Annotated in this window: 14 protein-coding genes and 1 tRNA gene; 10 read left to right on the top strand and 5 right to left on the bottom strand. The window is 67.7% G+C overall.

The window, feature by feature from the left end:
• Window positions 1-20 precede the first annotated feature (20 nt).
• Together AC5LXX_RS11225 and AC5LXX_RS11220 are read right to left on the bottom strand one after the other, a co-directional pair.
• Window positions 21-95, bottom strand: a tRNA-Val gene (locus tag AC5LXX_RS11225).
• A 98-nt stretch (window positions 96-193) separates the two neighbouring features.
• Window positions 194-1,096, bottom strand: a complete 903-nt coding sequence (locus AC5LXX_RS11220) for a LysR family transcriptional regulator (protein ID WP_493409512.1) — start codon at window positions 1,094-1,096, stop codon at window positions 194-196.
• 173 nt (window positions 1,097-1,269) lie between these two features.
• Between AC5LXX_RS11220 and AC5LXX_RS11215 the strand changes: the two genes are divergently transcribed.
• The 3 genes from AC5LXX_RS11215 to AC5LXX_RS11205 all read left to right on the top strand — a co-directional run bounded on the left by AC5LXX_RS11215 (window position 1,270) and on the right by AC5LXX_RS11205 (window position 5,745).
• Window positions 1,270-3,021: an acyl-CoA dehydrogenase family protein gene (locus AC5LXX_RS11215; RefSeq protein ID WP_493409511.1), complete on the top strand. Its 1,752-nt coding sequence runs from the start codon at window positions 1,270-1,272 to the stop codon at window positions 3,019-3,021.
• Window positions 3,018-4,244 (top strand): CaiB/BaiF CoA transferase family protein, encoded by a 1,227-nt coding sequence (locus AC5LXX_RS11210; protein WP_493409510.1) that lies wholly within the window; start codon window positions 3,018-3,020, stop codon window positions 4,242-4,244. Before AC5LXX_RS11215 ends, AC5LXX_RS11210 begins: the two co-directional genes overlap by 4 nt.
• An 88-nt stretch (window positions 4,245-4,332) precedes the next feature.
• On the top strand, window positions 4,333-5,745 hold the full coding sequence (locus AC5LXX_RS11205; RefSeq protein ID WP_493409509.1) for an MFS transporter: 1,413 nt from the start codon (window positions 4,333-4,335) through the stop codon (window positions 5,743-5,745).
• Between the two features lie 106 nt (window positions 5,746-5,851).
• Here the strand turns inward: AC5LXX_RS11205 and AC5LXX_RS11200 are convergent, their stop codons facing one another.
• Complete coding sequence (locus AC5LXX_RS11200) at window positions 5,852-6,127, bottom strand: oxidative damage protection protein (protein ID WP_006478357.1); 276 nt, start codon at window positions 6,125-6,127, stop codon at window positions 5,852-5,854.
• 50 nt (window positions 6,128-6,177) lie between these two features.
• Complete coding sequence (gene argA, locus AC5LXX_RS11195; protein ID WP_014896599.1) at window positions 6,178-7,557, bottom strand: amino-acid N-acetyltransferase; 1,380 nt, start codon at window positions 7,555-7,557, stop codon at window positions 6,178-6,180.
• Window positions 7,558-7,580: 23 nt separating this feature from the next.
• On the opposite strand from argA, the gene hrpA reads away from it, so the two are divergent.
• From hrpA to AC5LXX_RS11170, 5 genes are all read left to right on the top strand, one after another.
• Window positions 7,581-11,765, top strand: coding sequence for an ATP-dependent RNA helicase HrpA (gene hrpA / locus AC5LXX_RS11190; RefSeq protein WP_493409508.1), 4,185 nt, complete (start codon window positions 7,581-7,583; stop codon window positions 11,763-11,765).
• A 180-nt stretch (window positions 11,766-11,945) separates the two neighbouring features.
• Window positions 11,946-12,935 (top strand): YVTN family beta-propeller repeat protein, encoded by a 990-nt coding sequence (locus AC5LXX_RS11185; protein WP_493409507.1) that lies wholly within the window; start codon window positions 11,946-11,948, stop codon window positions 12,933-12,935.
• A 16-nt stretch (window positions 12,936-12,951) separates the two neighbouring features.
• Window positions 12,952-13,926, top strand: coding sequence for a sterol desaturase family protein (locus AC5LXX_RS11180; protein WP_493409506.1), 975 nt, complete (start codon window positions 12,952-12,954; stop codon window positions 13,924-13,926).
• A gap of 111 nt (window positions 13,927-14,037) precedes the next feature.
• Window positions 14,038-14,865, top strand: a complete 828-nt coding sequence (locus AC5LXX_RS11175) for an EI24 domain-containing protein (RefSeq protein WP_493409505.1) — start codon at window positions 14,038-14,040, stop codon at window positions 14,863-14,865.
• Window positions 14,862-15,677, top strand: coding sequence for a competence/damage-inducible protein A (locus AC5LXX_RS11170; protein WP_493409504.1), 816 nt, complete (start codon window positions 14,862-14,864; stop codon window positions 15,675-15,677). The genes AC5LXX_RS11175 and AC5LXX_RS11170 overlap by 4 nt, the downstream gene beginning before the upstream one ends.
• 114 nt (window positions 15,678-15,791) lie before the next feature.
• Here the strand turns inward: AC5LXX_RS11170 and AC5LXX_RS11165 are convergent, their stop codons facing one another.
• Window positions 15,792-16,256 (bottom strand): rhodanese-like domain-containing protein, encoded by a 465-nt coding sequence (locus AC5LXX_RS11165; protein ID WP_124455471.1) that lies wholly within the window; start codon window positions 16,254-16,256, stop codon window positions 15,792-15,794.
• Window positions 16,257-16,663: 407 nt separating this feature from the next.
• On the opposite strand from AC5LXX_RS11165, the gene glnA reads away from it, so the two are divergent.
• Window positions 16,664-18,079 (top strand): type I glutamate--ammonia ligase, encoded by a 1,416-nt coding sequence (glnA, locus tag AC5LXX_RS11160; protein WP_124455470.1) that lies wholly within the window; start codon window positions 16,664-16,666, stop codon window positions 18,077-18,079.
• 161 nt (window positions 18,080-18,240) lie between these two features.
• On the top strand, window positions 18,241-19,383 hold the full coding sequence (gene glnL, locus AC5LXX_RS11155) for a nitrogen regulation protein NR(II) (RefSeq protein WP_031399495.1): 1,143 nt from the start codon (window positions 18,241-18,243) through the stop codon (window positions 19,381-19,383).
• The last annotated feature ends 43 nt before the right edge of the window (window positions 19,384-19,426 follow it).

Raw genomic sequence — 19,426 nt, 5'->3', positions numbered from 1 at the left:
CTCACACACCGATGAATCCTTGGTGGGCGGTACTGGGATCGAACCAGTGACCCCTGCCGTGTGAAGGCAGTGCTCTACCGCTGAGCTAACCGCCCGAAGAAGAATGAAATTATGTCAGAGCTTTTGGGGTTCGTAAAGTACTTTCTGCAAATTTTTTCAGATAGCCGCAAGCACCGGTTCGCGAGCCGCGTGCTCAACCCGCCAGAGCAGGCAGCCCGTCGATCGACGCGCGCACGTAGTCGGCGAACTGCAGCGCGACCGGTTCGGCAGCACCGCTGCGCTTCAGCGCGAGCGTGCGCGATTCGAGCGATGCATCCTTCAGCGGCCGGAACGCTAGCCGGTCGCTCTTCGCCTGCTGCAGCACGCGCGGTACCAGCGCAACGCCCATTCCGAACTCGATCATCGACAGGATCGTCTGCCACAGCCGCGCTTCGTGGCGGATCAGCGGACTGAATCCCGCGTTCACGCACTGCGCGATGATCAGGTCGTGATAGTGCGGCGCCGCGTCGCGTGGAAACAGGATAAACGGTTCCGCTGCGAGCGCGGTGAGCGCGACCTGCTTGCGCCGGGCGAGCGGATGCGTGGCCGGCAGGCAGCACACGAACGGCTCCGCATAGACGGGCACCGATTCGACCTCGGGCGGGAAGTGGCCCCAGTGCGCGTAGCCGAGATCGATCTGGCCGCGCTGGATCGCCCGCACCTGCGCCTGCGTGTTCATCTCGCTCAGCACGACCTCGACGCCCGGGTAGTCGGCCTCGAAGCGCCGCACCGCATCGGGCAGCCCCCGATACAGCATCGAATGGACGAAGCCGATTCGCAGTCGGCCCGCGAGGCCCGACGCGGAGCGCACCGTCAGGCGCTCGGCTTCGGCCGCCTGCAGCAGCAGACGGCGCGCTTCGCCGAGCAGCACCTCGCCCGCATTGGTCAGCGCGACGGCCTTGTTGGTGCGCGAGAACAGCTGCACGCCGAGCGCGTCCTCGAACTTGCGGATGTCGAAACTCAGCGCCGGCTGCGAGATGAACAGGCGTTTCGCCGCGCGCCCGAAATGCAGTTCCTCGGCGACCGCCACGAAGTAGCGCAACTGCCTTAGTTCCATGGTGTCTCCTCCCGGCGTCGGCATCGATAAGCAATATCTATCGTACCGGATAAATCGTGTATTGGACGCTTATCGATCGCGCGCCTACGCTCTGCGGAAGGCTTCGCGCGGGACTGGCCGGGCGCCGCTGCTGCGCCTCCGGCCGACGTGCAGGCAATCCAGGAGACGCATGCATGAACGACACCGCTCGCACGCCGGACGCCGGCGCATCCAATATCCCCGACAGCCGGGGCATCAATTTCTTTACCGCCGACCCTGATCTCGGCGCATTGCTGAAGCTGCATCTCGGCGACGCGCGCTATGCGGCACTCGAGCCGCGGCTGCGCGCGCTCGGCGCACGCGTGTCGGGCGAGCTCGACGAATGGGCGTCGCGTGCGGACAAGCATCCACCCGTGCTCGAGCACCGCAACCGGCGCGGCGAGGCCGTGCAGCGGATCGACAAGGATCCCGCCTATGTCGCGCTCGAACGCGTCGCGTATGCGGAGCTCGGGCTCGCATCGCTCAGTCACGGGGCTGAAACCGTGCCGCCACTCGTCAAGTACGCGTTGACGTTTCTGTTCGTGCAGGCGGAATTCGGTCTGTGCTGCCCGGTCAGCATGACCGATTCGCTGACGCGCACGTTGCGCCGCTTCGGCGATCCGGCGCTCGTCGCACGCTACCTGCCGATGCTTGCATCGCGTGACTTCGACACGTTGTACCAGGGCGCGATGTTCATGACCGAGCAGGCGGCCGGCTCCGACGTCGCGAGGATCGCGACGCGCGCCGTGCGCGAGACGGACGCGCGGGGCGAGACCGTCTGGCGCCTGATCGGCGACAAGTGGTTCTGCTCGAACGCGGACGCCGATCTCGCGATGGTGCTCGCGCGGCCCGACGGCGCGCCGGACGGCATCAAGGGTCTCGCGTTGTTCCTGCTGCCGAAGACGCTGCCGGACGGCACGCGCAACCGCTACCGGATCGTGCGCCTGAAGGACAAGCTCGGCAGCCGTTCGATGGCGAGCGGCGAGATCGCGCTCGAAGGCGCGCAGGCGTACCTGATCGGCGAGATCGGCCGCGGTTTCCACCAGATGGCCGACATGATCAACATGTCGCGGCTGTCGAACGGCGTGCGCGCGGCGGGGCTGATGCGGCGCGCGCTGAACGAGGCGCTGCACGTTGCCGCGCATCGCGAGGCGTTCGGCCGCAAGCTGATCGAGATGCCGCTGATGCAGCGCCAGCTGATGAAGATGCTGCTGCCGGCCGAAGCCGCCCGCGCGATGTTCATGCAGATTGCGCTGCTGCTGCCGCAGGCCGATGGCGGTGACGAGCAGGCCGCGCGCTGCGTGCGGATCCTGACGCCGCTGATCAAATTCCGCGCGTGCCGCGACGCGCGCCGCGTGACGGGCGATGCGATGGAAGTGCGCGGCGGCACGGGCTACATCGAGGAATGGAGCGACGCGAGGCTCGTGCGCGACGCGCATCTCGGCTCGATCTGGGAAGGCACGAGCAACATCGTCGCGCTGGACGTCGCGCGGGCCGCGCAGCGCGAGCATGCGCTCGATGCGCTGCGCGCGTTCCTGGGCGACCGTCTGGGTGCAGCACCGCTGCCCGATGCGAGCCGCGCGGCGCTGCGGCGCATTCTCGCGCGCGCCTGCGATGCGCTGGCGCGGGTCGCGGCGGAAGGCGACGACGCACACGTGCGGCAGGCCGCGTCCGCGCTGTACTACGCGAGCGCGGCCGTGCTGATGGCCTGCGAGGGCGTGGGTCTTGCACCGGATTACCGGCGCCTCGCGCTCGCGCACCTGATCGTGCGCCACAAGCTGCTGCCGGTCGATCCGCTCGCGCCGGCGTCGCGCGACGACGAGCCGGCGGCGTTCGATGCGCTGCTGCGCGGCACGCCGGTCGCGCTCGATACTGCGCTCGACCTGCTGCCGGAGGTCGAACGATGAGCGCGACGAACGCAACGAACGCAACCCGCGGCGCACTGGACGGCCTGAAAGTCGTCGACCTGAGCCGCGTGCTCGGCGGCCCGTACTGCACGCAGGCGCTCGCCGACCACGGTGCGACGGTGGTCAAGATCGAGCCGCCTGCCGGCGATGAAACCCGCGGCTGGGGGCCGCCGTTCCTCGGCGACACGGCCTGGTACTTCATGGGCGTCAACCGCAACAAGGAAGGGCTCGCGCTCGACCTGTCGCGCAACGAAGGACGCGCGATCCTGTGGCACCTGCTCGAAGAGGCCGACGTGCTCGTCGAGAACTTCAAGCCCGGCACGCTCGCGCGCTGGGGGATGGACTATGCACGCGACCTGCAGCCGCGCTTCCCGCGGCTGATCCACTGCGCGGTGACGGGCTTCGGCGACGACGGCCCGCTCGGCGGGCTGCCCGGCTACGACGCGGTGATCCAGGCGATGGCCGGGCTGATGAGCGTCAACGGCGAACGCGACGGCGACGCGACGCGCATCGGCCTGCCGATCGTCGACATGGTCACGGGGCTCAACGCGCTCGCCGGCATCCTGCTGGCGCTTGCCGAGCGCGAGAAGAGCGGGCTCGGGCAGTCGATCGACATCGCGCTGTACGACTGCGGCGTGTCGCTGCTGCATCCGCACCTGCCGAATTTCTTTGGCTCGGCCCGTGTGCCCGAGCGCAGCGGCAACGCGCATCCGAACATCGCGCCGTACGACAGCTACCGCACGGCGACCGTGCCGATCTTCCTCGCGGTCGGCAACGACCGGCAGTTCGCGCGGCTCGTCGCGCATCTCGGTGCGCCGGCGCTCGCCGGCGACGCGCGCTTCGTCGACAACCGCAGCCGCTGCGCACACCGGCCCGAGCTGAAGGCCGAACTGGAAGCGCGGCTCGCCGCGCACGCATGCGAGCCGCTCGCGCACGACCTGATGGCGGCCGGCGTGCCGTGCGGGCCGGTACGGACGGTGGCCGACGTCGCGCACGATCCGCATGCGCTGCACCGGAACCTGTTCGTCGAGATCGGCGTGTATCGCGGCACTGCGTCGCCGGTGAAGCTGTCGCGCACGCCGGCCACCTATCGTTCGCCGCCGCCCGCGCTCGGTCGCGACACGCGTGCGGTGCTCGACCGGCTCGGCGTCGATCGGGCGCTTCAGCAGCAACTGCTCGACGCCGGCGTGCTGAAGACGGCCACGGATCAGGCACCCGACTGACACGACGCCGCCGGCCGGCGGCGTGATGCCGGCCACCCGGGAAAGGCGCGCGCGAGTCACGCCCCCGAACACCCATATGGAGACATCGATGAGCCGTCCGCAATCCCCGAGCGCCGCGCAGCCGCGGCCTGGCCGCGCCGCCTTCGCGGCGTTCGTCGGCACCACGATCGAGTGGTACGACTTCTACATCTACGGCACGGCCGCGGCGCTCGTGTTCGGCAAGGTGTTCTTTGCAAGCACGATGGACCCCGGCGTCGCGACGCTGCTCGCGTTCGTCACGTTCTGGGCCGGCTTCGCCGCGCGGCCGCTCGGCGGCATCGTGTTCGGGCATCTCGGCGATCGCGTCGGCCGCAAGACCGCGCTCGTGATCACGCTGGTGATGATGGGGCTCGCGACGACCGGCATCGGCCTGCTGCCCGGCTATGCGCAGATCGGCGTCTGGGCGCCGGCCGGCCTCGTCGTGCTGCGCGTGCTGCAGGGCATCGCGGTCGGCGGCGAGTGGGGCGGCGCGGTGCTGATCGCGAGCGAGAATGCGCCCAAGCACCGCAGCATCCTGTACGCGGCGTTCGCGCAGCAGGGCTCGCCCACCGGCAACCTGCTGGCCACGGCCGCGTTCTTCGCGCTGAGCGCGCTGCCTACGCCGTCGTTCCTGATGTGGGGCTGGCGCATCCCGTTCCTGCTGTCGGCCGTGCTCGTGATCATCGGCATGGTGATCCGGCTGAAGCTCGAGGAATCGGCCGACATGCAGCGCGTGCTCGCGCGCAAGCGCACGGTGACGCTGCCGCTGCGCGACGTCGTGCGCGATCACTGGGTAGTCGTGCTGCTCGCGGCCGGCACGCTGCCGGTAATCAACGTCACGTATTTCCGCAGCACGTTCGCGCTGTCGTGGGCGACGAAGGAACTCGGCTACGCGCAGGGCACGTTCCTCGGCATCCTGTCGATCTCGCTCGTCGTGCAGTTCCTGATGCAGCCGGTCGGCGCATGGTTCGTGTCGAAGGTCGACATGCGGCGCGCGATGTGCTGGATCCTGATTCCGGAGATCGTGCTGATGCCGGTGATGTTCCATGCGCTCGCGACGCGTTCGTACGCAGTTGCCGTCGCGGGCATGTGTATCTCGACGATTCCGTCGGCGATGTTCTACGGCGCGGTCGGCGGTGTGCTCGCACGCGTGTTTCCGGCCAACATCCGCTACACGGGCCTGTCGCTCGCGTATCAGCTGAGCGCGCTGGTCGTGGGCGGCGGCACGCCGGTGCTCGCGCAGGCGATCCTCAACGCGACGGGCAGCATCGTCGGCGTCGCGGTCGCGTCGGGGCTCTACGCGTTCGTGTCGCTCGTCTGCATGCTGGCGCTGCTGAATCGCACCGGATATCGCGCGGACGAACTGTCGACGGCCGAACGCAGCGATGCGGCCGAATGGGGCACCGAAGGCGGCGGTGCCGAAAGCGCGAGCGGGAGCCCGCAACAGCCGGGCGACGGCGGCGCGCTGCAACCGGCCGGTTGACTCGCGCCGATCGCCCGGGCCCAAAAGAAAAACGGCACCGTGTCTGAGCACGGTGCCGTTTTTCGTCGGGTCGCGCGGCCACCTGCCGGCGCCGCGCGTCACGTCATCAGCCTTCCGTCGGCGGCACGTAGCCGGACGCCTGGTCCGCGCCGTCGCCGAAGAAGTACTTTTCCGTCTGCTTCATCAGGTACTGGCGCGCGCGCGGGTCGGCCATGTTCAGGCGGTTTTCGTTGATCAGCATCGTCTGCTGCTTGAGCCAGCCCTGCCACGCTTCCTTCGAGACGCTCTCGTAAATGCGCTTGCCGAGTTCGCCCGGCAGCGGCGGGAAATCGAGGCCTTCGGCTTCCTTGCCGAGCTTCGCGCATTGGATCATTCGAGCCATCGTGTACTTCTCCTGTAATCGGTCTGGGGGGAGGGCAGTCGTGCCTGCGCTCAGAGCTGCTTCATCAGCACGAGCGACTTGCGCTGCCAGTTATAGAGTTTGCGGCGGTCTTCCGGCAGGTCGTCGACGCTGACCTTGACGAAGCCGCGCTTGAGGAACCAGTGCTCGGTGCGCGTCGTGAGCACGAAGATGTGCGTGAGGCCGCGCGCGCGGGCGCGCTGCTCGATGCGCTTGAGCAGGCGTTCGCCGTCGCCCGAGCCTTGCGCTTCCGGCGCGACCGTCAGGCACGCCATCTCTCCGATCTTCTCCTGCTGGTACGGGTACAGCGCCGCGCAGCCGAACAGCACGCCATCGTGCTCGATCACCGAGAAGTGGTCGATGTCGCGTTCGATCTGGTGGCGGCCGCGTCGTACCAGCGTGCCGTCCGACTCGAGCGGCTCGATCAGCGACAGGATGCCGCCGACGTCGTCAGGCGTCGCCTCGCGCAGGCTCTCGAGGTTCTCGTACGAGATCATCGTGCCGACGCCATCGTGCAGGAACAGTTCGAGCAGCATGCTGCCGTCGAGTGACTGCGGGATCAGGTGGGCCCGCGTCACGCCGCCGCGGCACGCGCGGATCGAGTGCTTCAGGAAGAACGCGTCGTCGCCCTGGACGTTACCGGAATCGAGCAGCTCGGCCGCCGCGTCGAGCGACATTTCGCGTACCAGCTCGCCTTCGTCGTCGACGATGCCGGGCGCTTCGGTCAGGAAGATGATCTTGTCGGCGCGCAGTGCGATCGCGGCCGCCGACGCGACGTCTTCCATCGACAGGTTGAATGCCTCACCGGTCGGCGAGAAACCGAGCGGCGACAGCAGCACGAGCTTGCGGCTCGCGAGCGAATGACGGATCGATTCGGCGTCGATCTTGCGCACGATGCCCGTGTGCGCGAAATCGACCCCGTCGAGAATCCCCACCGGCCGCGCGGTCACGAAGTTGCCCGACACGACGCTGATGTGCGCGTGCGCCATCGGCGAGTTCGGCAGACCTTGGCTGATCGCGGCCTCGATGTCGAGACGCACTTCGCCGGCCGCTTCCTTCGCGGATTCGAGCGCGCGCGCATCGGTAATGCGCAGGCCGTGCGAAAACTCGGATTCGACACCGTGCAGGCTCAGCTGCTCCTCGACCTGCGGGCGCGAGCCGTGCACGAGCACGATCTGTATGCCCATCGCCTGCAGGAGCGCGATGTCGGACACGAGCGCGTTCAGCAGCCCCTGCTGCACCACCTCGCCCCCAAACCCCACGACGAACGTGCTGTTGCGGAACTTGTGGATATAGGGCGCGACGGAGCGCATCCAGTCGACGAACTGCGCGTGGCTGGCGGCCGAATCGTCGGCGGCCGGCGGCGTCGCGGCGCCGGTCTGGGCGGGAGGGAGGTCGGTTTGGGAATTCATGGGCGGGATTATAATGCGCCCCCATGTCGAATGTTTCTAAAAGTCCCGCGCCGACGCGGGCCAATACGCCGTCGGCCCGGCACCCGGATGGTGCGGCCGATGCGCGCGAGCAGCAGGACAAGCCGGCGAGCACGCCGGCACCCGCACCGCGCGGGCCGCGCAGCGACGAACGGCGCGGCGATGCGCGCCAGCCGGCCGCGAAGGGCGCACCGCAGGCAACGGTCGAGCGGCCGCCGCGCCGCGAGCGTCCGCCGCGCGCCGTCGTCGCACCGAATCCCGTTCCGCCGATCACGTATCCCGAAAGCCTGCCCGTGTCGGGCAAGCGCGACGAAATCGCGCGCGCGATCGCCGGTCATCAGGTTGTCATCGTCTGCGGCGAAACGGGGTCGGGCAAGACCACCCAGTTGCCGAAGATCTGTCTCGATCTCGGCCGCGGCCTCGGCGCCGGCGGCACGGGCCTGATCGGCCATACGCAGCCGCGCCGGCTCGCCGCGTCGTCGACCGGCCGCCGGATCGCCGAGGAACTCGGCACGCCGTTCGGCGAGGTGGTCGGCTACAAGGTGCGCTTTACCGACAATCTCGCGCCGGGCGCGTCCGTGAAGCTGATGACGGACGGTATCCTGCTCGCCGAGACGCAGACCGATCCGCTGCTGAAGGCGTACGACACGCTGATCATCGACGAGGCGCACGAGCGCAGCCTGAACATCGACTTCCTGCTCGGCTACCTGAAGGAAATCCTGCCGCGGCGGCCGGACCTGAAGCTGATCGTCACGTCCGCGACGATCGACGCCGATCGCTTCGCGCGCCATTTCGGCACCGACGAGCGCCCGGCGCCCGTGATCGAGGTGAGCGGGCGGCTGTATCCGGTCGAGATGCGCTACCGCCCGGTGGCCGAGGATCGCCCGGCCGTGAAGAACGCCGAAGGCACGGGCGGCCGCGACCGCGTGAAGACCGCGCGCGAAGCCGAGCGCGACCTGATGGACGCGATCGTCGACGCGGTCGACGAGCTGTGCCGCGAAGGCCCCGGCGACGTGCTGGTGTTCCTGCCCGGCGAGCGCGAGATCCGCGAGGCGGCCGAGGCGCTGCGCAAGCACCATCCGCCGCACACCGAGATCCTGCCGTTGTTCGCGCGGCTCTCGGCGGCCGACCAGGACAAGGTATTCAAGGCGTCCAATGCGCGCCGGATCGTGCTCGCGACCAACGTGGCCGAAACGTCGCTGACGGTGCCGGGCATCCGCTACGTGGTCGACACCGGCCTCGCGCGCGTGAAGCGCTATTCGTACCGGAACAAGGTCGAGCAGCTGCAGGTCGAGTCGATCTCGCAGGCGGCCGCGAACCAGCGCGCGGGCCGTTGCGGCCGCGTGGCCGACGGCATCTGCATCCGCTTGTACGAGGAAAGCGACTACCAGGCGCGCGCGCGCTTCACCGATCCGGAAATCCTGCGCTCGTCGCTCGCGTCGGTAATCCTGCGGATGAAGTCGCTGCACCTGACGGCGATCGAGTCGTTCCCGTTCCTCGAACCGCCGCCCGGCCGTGCGATCGCGGACGGCTATCAACTGCTCAACGAACTCGGCGCGGTCGACGACGACAACGCGCTGACGCCGCTCGGCCGCGAACTCGCGCGGCTGCCGCTCGACCCGCGCGTCGGCCGGATGATTCTCGCCGCGCGCGACCAGCAGTCGCTGCGCGAGGTGCTGATCATCGCGAGTGCGCTGTCCGTGCAGGACCCGCGCGACCGGCCGATCGAAGCGCAGGAGCAGGCCGACCAGGCACACCGCCGGTTTGCCGACGAGCGTTCCGAATTCCTGCAGTGGCTGAAGATCTGGGCGTGGTTCGAGGAGGCCGTCGCGCACAAGAAGTCGAATCGCCAGTTGATCGACGCGTGCCGGCAGAACTTCCTGTCGCACCTGCGGCTGCGCGAGTGGCGCGACGTCCATTCGCAGCTGCTGACCGTCGTGCGCGAGCACGGCTGGCGCCTGAACGAAGTCGAGGCGACCTATGAACAGGTCCATCTGGCCCTGTTGACGGGCCTGCTCGGCAACCTCGGCCTGAAAGCCGACGACGATCCGCACTATCTCGGCGCGCGCGGGATCAAGTTCTACCTGTGGCCGGGCTCCGTGCTCGCGAAGAAGGCCGGCCGCTGGGTGATGGCGGCCGAGCTCGTCGAGACGAGCCGGCTGTACGCGCGCTGCCTCGCGAAGATCGAGCCCGAATGGGTCGAGAAGATCGGCGCGCACCTGCTGAAGAAATCGCTGTCGGAACCGCACTGGGAGAAACGTCCGGCGCAGGTCAGCGCGTACGAGCGCGCGACGCTGTACGGGCTGCCGATCTATCACCGCCGGCGCGTCGCGTTCGGCAAGCAGGATCCGGCGCGCGCACGCGAACTGTTCATCCGCGGCGCGCTGGTCGAAGGCGAGTTCGACACGAAGCTGCCGTTCTTCGCGCACAACCGCAAGCTGCTCGCCGACATCGAGCAGCTCGAGCACAAGTCGCGCCGGCAGGACGTGCTGGTCGACGACGAGCTGATCTACGCGTACTACGACCAGGCGATCCCGGAAGGGATCCATACGGGCGTCGCGTTCGAGCGCTGGTATCGCGACGAGGTGAAGAAGGGCGGCCAGGCGGAGGACAAGCAACGGCTGCTGTACCTGTCGCGCGACGACCTGATGCGTCACGAGGCGGCCGGCGTGACGACCGAGCTGTTCCCGAAGCGCGCGACGATGGCCGGCGTCGAGATGGCGCTCACGTACCACTTCGAGCCCGGCACGGCGCGCGACGGCGTGACGCTCGCGGTGCCGTTGTACGCGCTGAACCAGGTCGACGCACGGCGCTGCGAGTGGCTCGTGCCGGGGATGCTGAAGGAAAAGGTGCAGCTGCTGCTGAAGTCGCTGCCGCAGAAGCTGCGCCGGCACTGCGTGCCGCTGCCCGAGTACGCGGCCGGCTTCGTCGAGCGGATGGGCCGCGAGCGCTTCGGCGCGGGCGGGCTCGTCGAGGCGCTGATCGCCGACGTGCGCGGCGAGACGCAAATCGCGATGAAAACGGCCGACTTCAAGCTCGAGACGCTGCCCGCGCACCTGTTCATGAATTTCAAGGTGATCGACGAGCACGGCCGCCAGCTGGCGATGGGGCGCAATCTCGCGCAGCTTCGCCAGGAGCTGGGTGCGCAGGCACAGCAGCAGTTCCAGAAGATCGCGGCAGCGTCGACGATCGCGGCGGGCGGCGACGCCGATGCCGGCCAGCCGGGCGGCCCGGCGCCGTCGGCGGCGGGTGCTGCCGGTGCCGTCGGCCGCAACGCGAAGGCAGGCAAGGGCGCGGCGCCGCAGACGGCCGCTCCGGCGGAAGCCGGCGCGACGGCGCTGTACGAGAACCTGACGACCTGGAATTTCGGCAAGCTGCCCGAGCTGCTCGAAATCCGCCGGCGCGGCCAGACGCTGTACGGCTACCCGGCGCTCGTCGACCGCGGCACACATTGCGACGTCGAGGTGTTCGACTCGCCGGAGGAGGCCGCGCGGATCCACCGGGCCGGCCTGCGGCGGCTGTTCGCGCTGCAGCTGAAGGAGCCGATCAAGTTCCTCGAGAAGAACCTGCCGGGCCTGCGCGAGATGGCGATGCAGTACATGTCGCTCGGCACGCAGGACGAGCTGCGCGACCAGCTGATCGACACGGCGCTCGATCGCGCGTGCCTGCAGGAGCCGCTGCCCGACGACGACGCGACCTTCCACGCGCGCCGCGACGAGGGCCGGAGCCGCCTGAATCTGCTCGCGCAGGAAATCGCACGGCTCGTCGGGCAGATCCTGGCCGAATACGCGGGCCTCGTGAAGAAGCTCGCGCAGGCGAAGCCGTTCGCGCAGGCGCATGCAGACCTGCAGCAGCAGCTCGCCGCGCTGGTCGGCAAGCGCTTCGTGATCGACACGCCTTACACGCAGCTGGCGCACTTTCCGCGCTACCTGAAGGGCATCGCGTTGCGGATCGACAAGCTGAAGGCCGATCCGGCGCGCGACGCGAAGCAGTCGGCCGACCTGCTGCCGCTCGCCCAGCAGTACCAGCGCGCGGTGTCGCAGCGCGGCGGCGTCGCCGACCCGCGGCTCGCGGAATTCCGCTGGCTGCTCGAGGAACTGCGGATTTCGCTGTTCGCGCAGGAACTGCGCACGCCGATGCCTGTCTCTGTCAAGCGTCTGCACAAGGTCTGGGAGTCGATGCAGCGCTAGCGCAACATCGGCGTCCCGGGCCCGCACCGGCGGCCGGCCCCGGCCGGCCGCGCGGCGCCTGCCGCGGCGGCTCGTCCGGCTGCTGCGGCAGCCGGCGAAGTGGCGCAATACCGGCCTGGGTCAACCGGAGGGGCCCGCCGAACGTTCTACAATCACTGCTGTTCCACGACGTGAGTCTTCATGCGCACTTTCCTTTCCTTCGGCCGCACGCTTGCGCTGGCCGCCGCCGTGCTGGCGCCCGCCGCACACGCGAACAACGTGATCGTCCTCAATTCGGCCGAAGCGACGCTTTCCCTGATCGACCAGCAGTCCCGCGAAGTCGTTTCCACGATGCCGACCGGCAAGGAACCGCACCATTTGATGGCGACGCCCGACAATTCGTCGCTGATCGTCGCAAATTCGGTCTCGAACAGCCTGATGTTCGTCGATCCGAAGACCGGCAAGCTGCAGCGCACGGTCGAAGGCATCGAGGATCCGTACCAGCTCGGCTTCTCGCCTGACAAGAAGTGGTTCGTGTCGACCGGGCTGCGCCTCGACCGGCTCGACATCTACAGCTACGACGGCCGCGACCTGCATCTCGTGAAGCGCCTGCCGCTCGCGGTGATGCCGAGCCACCTCGCGTTCACGAAGGACAGCAAGACCGTGCTCGTGTCGCTGCAGGTGTCCGGCGAGATCGCGGCGGTCGACCTCGCGACGCAGACGGTCAAGTGGAAGATGCCGGTCGGCAAGGTGCCGGCGGGCCTGTGGATGACGCCGGACGACAAATACCTGCTGGTCGGCATGACGGGCGCCGATTACATCGCGGTCGTCGACTGGCGCAATCAGAAGGTCGTGAAGACGATCCAGACCGGCAAGGGCGCGCACAACTTCCGCTCGCTCGCCGACGGCACGCACGTCGCGATCACGAACCGGGTCGCGAACACGATCAGCATCATCGACGAGATCACGCTCACCAAGGTTGGCGACATCACCGGCCTGCTGCCGGGCCCCGACGACATGGAGCTGTCCGCCGACAAGAAGACGCTGTGGGTGACGTTCCGCTTCGCGAAGAAGGTCGGGATCATCGATCTGGCGTCGCGCAAGCTGGTGCAGACGATCTCCGTCGGCCGCTCGCCGCACGGCATCTACTTCTACGACCGCGCGCCGTGGAAGGCTGCGAACGGCGCGTGACGGGCGGAGGCGGACGATGCTGCACCTGATCGATGCGTTCGTGTCGGACATCCAGACTTGGCTGTACGTCGACGTCGTGCAGCCGCTCCTCTTCAAGTTCAACCTGATGGACTATGACGAGGACACCTACGACGCGCTGTACTGGGTGATCATCGGCGCGCTGCAGATGGTGCTGATGTTCGCGCTGCTGCGCCCGCTCGAGGCGCTGCTGCCGGTCGAGCGCTGGAAGAACCGCCGCGCGGTGCGGGTCGACGTGATCTACACGGCGATCTCGAAGCTCGGCATCTACACGCTGTTCTTCTTCTTCGCGCTGCAGCCGGTGTTCGACAACGTCCAGGCGTGGCTGCGCCTGCACGGCGTCGCGAACGTCAACCTCGACTATCTGTGGCCGGGCGTGACCTCGAAGCCGATCATCGCGTTCGCGATCTACCTCGTCGTGCTCGATTTCGCCGGCTACTGGTATCACCGCTGGCAGCACAAGTTCGGCATCTGGTGGGAACTGCACGCGGTCCATCACAGCCAGCGGCAGATGTCGCTGTGGTGCGACGACCGCAACCACCTGCTCGACGACGTGATCCAGTCGTGCTTCTTCGCGGCGATCGCGCTCGTGATCGGCGTGACGCCGTCGCAGTTCGTCGTACTGACCGCGGTCACGAACTTCATGCAGAGCATCCAGCATACGAATGCGCGCCTGTCGTTCGGCTGGCTCGGCGAGCGCCTGCTCGTCAGCCCGATCTTCCACCGGCGCCACCACGCGGTCGGCTACGGTCATGAAGGCACCAAGTACGGCTGCAACTTCGGCGTGCTGTTCCCGTGGTGGGACATGATGTTCGGCACCGCGTCGTGGAACCGCACGGTCGAGCCGACCGGCATCCGCGAGCAGGTCGAGGGCGTGTCCTACGGCGACGGCTTCTGGTCGCAGCACGGCCTCGCGTTCGTGCGGATCTTCCGGCGCCTGTTCCCCGCCAAGCGCGGCGCGGCGTCGGCCTGACGCGATTCCGCTCCCGTTGAACGGCATTCCCACACGGCCCGCATGCGCTTCGGCGCATGCGGGCCGTGTGGTTTATCCTTTCCCCGTTTTTCTCCGTCGATACAGGCTCGCATGAACGACTTGCTGCGCTCTTTCGTCCGGGCGCTCGCCAGCGCGCTGCACCCGCGCATGCTGTGGCTCACCCTGATGCCGTTCGTCGTCTCGGCGCTGCTGTGGGGCGCCGTGCTGTGGTTCTCGTGGCAGACGCTGCTGGATCTCGCGCGCGGCGCGCTCGACGGCTTCGTGCTGACGGCGATGCTGTATCGCGCGTTCGACGCGATCGGCATGTCGCAGCTGCATGCGGTCGTCGCGCCGTTCGTGGTCGTGTCGCTCGCGATCCCGCTGATCGTGCTGACGGTGCTGCTGCTGATCGCGACGATCTCGATGCCGGTCGTGATCAAGCACCTGTCGAACCGGCAGTTCGCGGCGCTCGAGCCGAAGCGCGGCGGCACCTTCCTCGGCAGCGCGGTCAATTCGCTCGGCGCGGCGCTCGTCGGCGTCGTGCTGCTGGTCGTCACGATCCCGCTGTGGCTGATTCCGCCGTTCTTCGCGCTGCTGCCGCCGGTGATCTGGGGCTGGCTCACGTACCGCGTGATGACCTACGACGCGCTCGCGCTGCACGCGAGCCGCGACGAGCGCCGTGCGGTCGTGCGGCAGCACCGCTGGCCGCTGATCGGCATCGGCGTCGCGACCGGGCTGCTCGGCACGGTGCCGACCTTCGTATGGGTCTCGTCGATCTGGATGATGGTGCTGTTTCCGTTCGTCGCGGCCGCCATGATCTGGGTATACGCTTTCATCCTCGTCTTCTCGGCGCTGTGGTTCGGGCACTATTGCCTGCGCGCGCTGGAGGACCTGCGCGCGAGCGCGCGCGCCACCGCAATCGACATGGGGCAGGCATGAGCATCGGCATCATCATCATCGGCGATGAAATCCTTTCGGGCCGCCGGCAGGACAAGCATCTGGCGAAGGTCATCGCGCTGCTAGGCGCGCGCGGCCTCGCGCTCGACTGGGCCGAGTACGTCGGCGACGATCCGGCGCGCATCACGGCGACGCTCGCGCGTGCGATCGCGTCGGGCGACATCGTGTTCTCGACCGGCGGGATCGGCGCGACGCCGGACGACCACACGCGCCAGTGCGCGGCCGCCGCGCTCGGCGTGCCGCTCGAACTGCATCCGGAAGCGAAGCTGCTGATTGCGGAGCGGATCCGCGAAACGCACACCGATCCGGCCACGCCGGTCGACTTCGAGTCGCCGGAGAACCAGCACCGCTTCAACATGGGCGTGTTCCCGGTTGGCGCCACGATCATCCCGAACGGCTATAACCGCATCCCCGGCTTCTCGGTCGGCGACCTGCATTTCGTGCCGGGCTTCCCCGTGATGGCGTGGCCGATGATCGAATGGGTGCTCGACACGAAGTACGCGCACCTGCATCACGCGACGCCGCACGCGGAACGCTCGCTGTACGTGTTCGAGCTGCCCGAATCGACGCTCACGCCGCTGATGGAGCGCATCGAGCGCGATTTCCCCGGCGTGCGCGTGTTCAGCCTGCCGAGCGTCGGCGACGCGGAGCGCGGCGGCATCTACGCGCGCCGTCATATCGACCTCGGCGTGAAGGGCGAGCCGGAAGCGGTCGCGGCCGCGTTCGTGAAGCTGCGCGAAGGCGTGCACCTGCTCGGCGGCGACGTCGTCGAGCCCGACACGCCGCGCGCCTGAGCGGCCGCCACGCGGCTGCACAAAAGCCACGGGCCGCGCAACGCGGCCCGTCATCGGCATGTCATCGCCCGGCTCGACGATGAGGGTGTCCTGGCCGGTCGGCGCGGTGCGCCGTCAGGCGCCGATCCACGGCAGTTTGCGGAAGCACCAGCCGTCGACCGTCTTGCGGTGGCCTTCGGCGTCCTTCGCGCCCTCGAAGCCTTCGAGCAGGTCGAAGGCCTTCGTGAAGCCGGCCTGTGCGGACGCGACCGCGGCGAGCTTCGAGCGCGCGGCGCTGCGGCACAGGAACAGGATCGGCGTATCGGCCGGAAGGGCCGCCTTCAGTTCGTTGACGAATTCGGCGTTCGGCACGCCGCCCGGGTAGCGCGTCCATTCGAGGTGCAGGTACTGACCGTCGCCGACGAGCGGGCGGCCGATCCAGTCGAGTTCGGCGCGCGTGCGCACGTCGACGAGGCGCGCGGACGGGTCGAGCTGCAGCAGTTCGAATGCCTCGACCGGCAGCAGCGCGCCGGCGTAGTTGAGCGCGTCGTGTGCGCGGCGTTCGTCGGCCTTCGCGTAAAGCTGGTCGAGCGTACTCATGGCAGGGGGTCTCCGTATCGGTCAAACGACCATTCTAGCGCGGCGTCGCGGCACGGACGCCCGCATGCGGTGCGGTGCACGCGCGGCCCACACGTTCACCAAAAGAGTGCAGAATGGCGCGCATGCACCAGAATGATTCTGCGGCGGCAACGGGCTGCGGCGATTGCACCATGACAGTGCTTTCGACGAGCGGCCGGTGCGGCGCGAAGCCCCGGAATCGCGCAGCACAGCCCTGTCGTGGCGAGCTCTGGCGCGATTTGCGCTCGGCGTTTGAAAAGGTGGCACGGAAGCTGCTATATAGAATTCGGTCGAATCGGGGCGCGCTGCGCCAAAGCAAGACCCCGGTCAGCTCGATAAACGAGGCGGTTCCCAGTCCGCCGGAATTGTTCTAATCAGGAGAAGAGGTTATGAGTAAAACCGTCGCCGACGTCATGCAACTCGTGAAGGACGAGGACTGCAAGTTTGTCGATTTCCGCTTCACGGACACGCGCGGCAAGGAACAGCACGTCTCGGTGCCGGTTTCGGCGTTCGACGAAGACAAGTTCGAAAGCGGTCATGCATTCGACGGTTCGTCGATCGCGGGCTGGAAGGGCATCGAGGCGTCGGACATGCTGCTCATGCCGGACCCGAACGCAGCCTTCGTCGACCCGTTCTACGAAGAGTCGACCCTCGTGCTGACCTGCGACGTGGTCGAGCCGGCCGACGGCAAGGGCTACGAACGCGATCCGCGCTCGCTCGCGAAGCGCGCCGAAGCGTACCTGAAGAGCACGGGCATCGGCGACACGGCCTACTTCGGTCCGGAACCGGAATTCTTCATTTTCGACTCGGTCCAGTGGAACACGGACATGTCGGGCTGCTTCGTGAAGATCAACTCGGAAGAAGCACCGTGGTCGTCGGCCAAGGAATTCGAAGGCGGCAACACGGGCCACCGTCCGGGCACGAAGGGCGGCTACTTCCCGGTCGCACCGGTCGACACGTTCCAGGACATGCGTTCGGAAATGTGCCTGCTGCTCGAACAGCTCGGCATCCCGGTCGAAGTGCACCACCACGAAGTGGCGGGCCAGGGCCAGAACGAAATCGGCACGAAGTTCTCGACGCTGGTTCAGCGCGCCGACTGGACGCAATGGTCGAAGTACATCATCCATAACGTCGCGCACTCGTACGGCAAGACGGCGACGTTCATGCCGAAGCCGGTCGTCGGCGACAACGGTTCGGGCATGCACGTTCACCAGTCGATCTGGAAGGACGGCCAGAACCTGTTCGCGGGCAACGGCTACGCCGGCCTGTCGGAACTGGCGCTGTTCTACATCGGCGGCATCATCAAGCACGCCCGTGCACTGAACGCGATCACGAACCCGACGACGAACTCGTACAAGCGTCTGGTCCCGCACTTCGAAGCACCGGTCAAGCTCGCTTACTCGGCGCGTAACCGTTCGGCATCGATCCGCATTCCGCACGTGTCGAACCCGAAGGGCCGCCGTATCGAAACGCGCTTCCCGGATCCGATGGCGAACCCGTACTTGCTGTTCTCGGCACTGATGATGGCGGGCCTCGACGGGATCCAGAACAAGATCCATCCGGGCGAAGCCGCGGACAAGAACCTGTACGACCTGCCGCCGGAAGAGGATGCAAAGATCCCGACCGTCTGCGCGGGCCTCGACCAGGCAATCGAAGCGCTCGACAAGGATCGCGAGTTCCTGACCCGTGGCGGCGTGTTCACGGACGGCATGCTCGACGCGTACCTCGCGCTGAAGGAGCAGGAGCTGGCGAAGTTCCGCATGACGACGCACCCGATCGAGTTCGAGATGTACTACTCGCTCTAATCGGCGATGGCGCTTCGATTCAGCGCCGTCATGCCGGTTCGTTCCCGTCGCGCGGCCCGCGGCGGGAGCGGCGGAGTCTGAAAGGGGACGGCGTCCGGCCGTCCCTTTTTTGTTCCGACGATTTTCATTTTCTGGCCCGGTGAGGCGCGACAAGCACGCAGATGGTTCTGAAGAATCTGATCAAGGCGAGAACGGGGCAGCCCGAGCGACTGACGGACGACGAGCGGCTCGCACGCTCGGGCCTGCTGGCAGGGCTGGAAGCGCTGCCGACGGTCGTGATCGTGCTCGACCGCAAGACGCTGCGGATCGCGTTCGCGAACCCGTCGGCGGAGGCGATGCTCGACATCTCGCGCCGGCAGCTCGCACAGCGGCCGTGGGGCGAGATTTTCCCGAACGCGAACGAACTGGCGTCGACGATCACCGCGATCGGCGAGGAACGCTTCCATGCGACGCACCTCGATACCGTGCTCGACCGGCCCGGCCGCGAACCGCTGCACGTGCACGCGATCGTCGGCTTCCTCGAGACGGCGCCCGATTTCGTGCTCGTCGAGCTGTTCGAGAACGAACGGCAGTCGCGCACCGACCGGGAAGAGCGCATCCACGACCTGACCGCGGTCAACAAGCAACTGATCCGCAACCTCGCGCACGAGATCAAGAATCCGCTCGGCGGCATTCGAGGCGCAGCCCAGCTGCTCGAATTCGAACTGGGCGAGCGCGAGCGCGGCGAGTTGCGCGAATACACGCAGGTGATCATCAAGGAGTCCGATCGCCTGCAGACGCTCGTCGACCGGTTGCTGGAGCCGCACCGGCATCCGCACATCGTCGGCGACGTGAACATTCATGAAGTGTGCGAACGCGTGCGCGCGGTGATGCTCGCGGAATTCCCGCGCGGGCTCACGATCGAGCGCGACTACGACGTGAGCGTGCCGGACCTGCGCGGCGACAAGGAGCAGTTGATCCAGGCGCTGCTCAACATCGTCCGCAATGCAGCGCAGGCGCTGCGCGAGCGGATCGCGCAGGGCGACGCGAAGATCGAGCTGCGCACGCGCATCGCGCGCAAGGTGACGATCGCGAAGCGCCTGTACCGGCTGGCACTGGACTTGCACGTGATCGACAACGGGCCCGGCATTCCGGAAGAGATTCGCGACCGGATCTTCTATCCGCTCGTGTCCGGGCGCGAGGACGGCAGCGGCCTCGGTCTTACGCTCGCGCAGACCTTCGTGCAGCAGCACGACGGGATGATCGAGGTCGAAAGCCGGCCCGGACGTACCGAGTTTCAGATTCTGCTGCCGCTCGACCATTGAGCGGCGACTTGCGATTCACCGGATTCACCCATACCTGACCGAC

It is taken from the genome of Burkholderia torrens, assembly GCF_984668525.1.
This window is presented reverse-complemented; position numbering and strand designations above follow the sequence as displayed.

Coding starts and splice junctions, on each gene's coding strand:
- AC5LXX_RS11220 (WP_493409512.1), bottom strand. CDS start 1,096: ATGGAACTAAGGCAGTTGCGCTACTTCGTGGCGGTCGCCGAGGAACTG.
- AC5LXX_RS11215 (WP_493409511.1), top strand. CDS start 1,270: ATGAACGACACCGCTCGCACGCCGGACGCCGGCGCATCCAATATCCCC.
- AC5LXX_RS11210 (WP_493409510.1), top strand. CDS start 3,018: ATGAGCGCGACGAACGCAACGAACGCAACCCGCGGCGCACTGGACGGC.
- AC5LXX_RS11205 (WP_493409509.1), top strand. CDS start 4,333: ATGAGCCGTCCGCAATCCCCGAGCGCCGCGCAGCCGCGGCCTGGCCGC.
- AC5LXX_RS11200 (WP_006478357.1), bottom strand. CDS start 6,127: ATGGCTCGAATGATCCAATGCGCGAAGCTCGGCAAGGAAGCCGAAGGC.
- argA (WP_014896599.1), bottom strand. CDS start 7,557: ATGAATTCCCAAACCGACCTCCCTCCCGCCCAGACCGGCGCCGCGACG.
- hrpA (WP_493409508.1), top strand. CDS start 7,581: ATGTCGAATGTTTCTAAAAGTCCCGCGCCGACGCGGGCCAATACGCCG.
- AC5LXX_RS11185 (WP_493409507.1), top strand. CDS start 11,946: ATGCGCACTTTCCTTTCCTTCGGCCGCACGCTTGCGCTGGCCGCCGCC.
- AC5LXX_RS11180 (WP_493409506.1), top strand. CDS start 12,952: ATGCTGCACCTGATCGATGCGTTCGTGTCGGACATCCAGACTTGGCTG.
- AC5LXX_RS11175 (WP_493409505.1), top strand. CDS start 14,038: ATGAACGACTTGCTGCGCTCTTTCGTCCGGGCGCTCGCCAGCGCGCTG.
- AC5LXX_RS11170 (WP_493409504.1), top strand. CDS start 14,862: ATGAGCATCGGCATCATCATCATCGGCGATGAAATCCTTTCGGGCCGC.
- AC5LXX_RS11165 (WP_124455471.1), bottom strand. CDS start 16,256: ATGAGTACGCTCGACCAGCTTTACGCGAAGGCCGACGAACGCCGCGCA.
- glnA (WP_124455470.1), top strand. CDS start 16,664: ATGAGTAAAACCGTCGCCGACGTCATGCAACTCGTGAAGGACGAGGAC.
- glnL (WP_031399495.1), top strand. CDS start 18,241: ATGGTTCTGAAGAATCTGATCAAGGCGAGAACGGGGCAGCCCGAGCGA.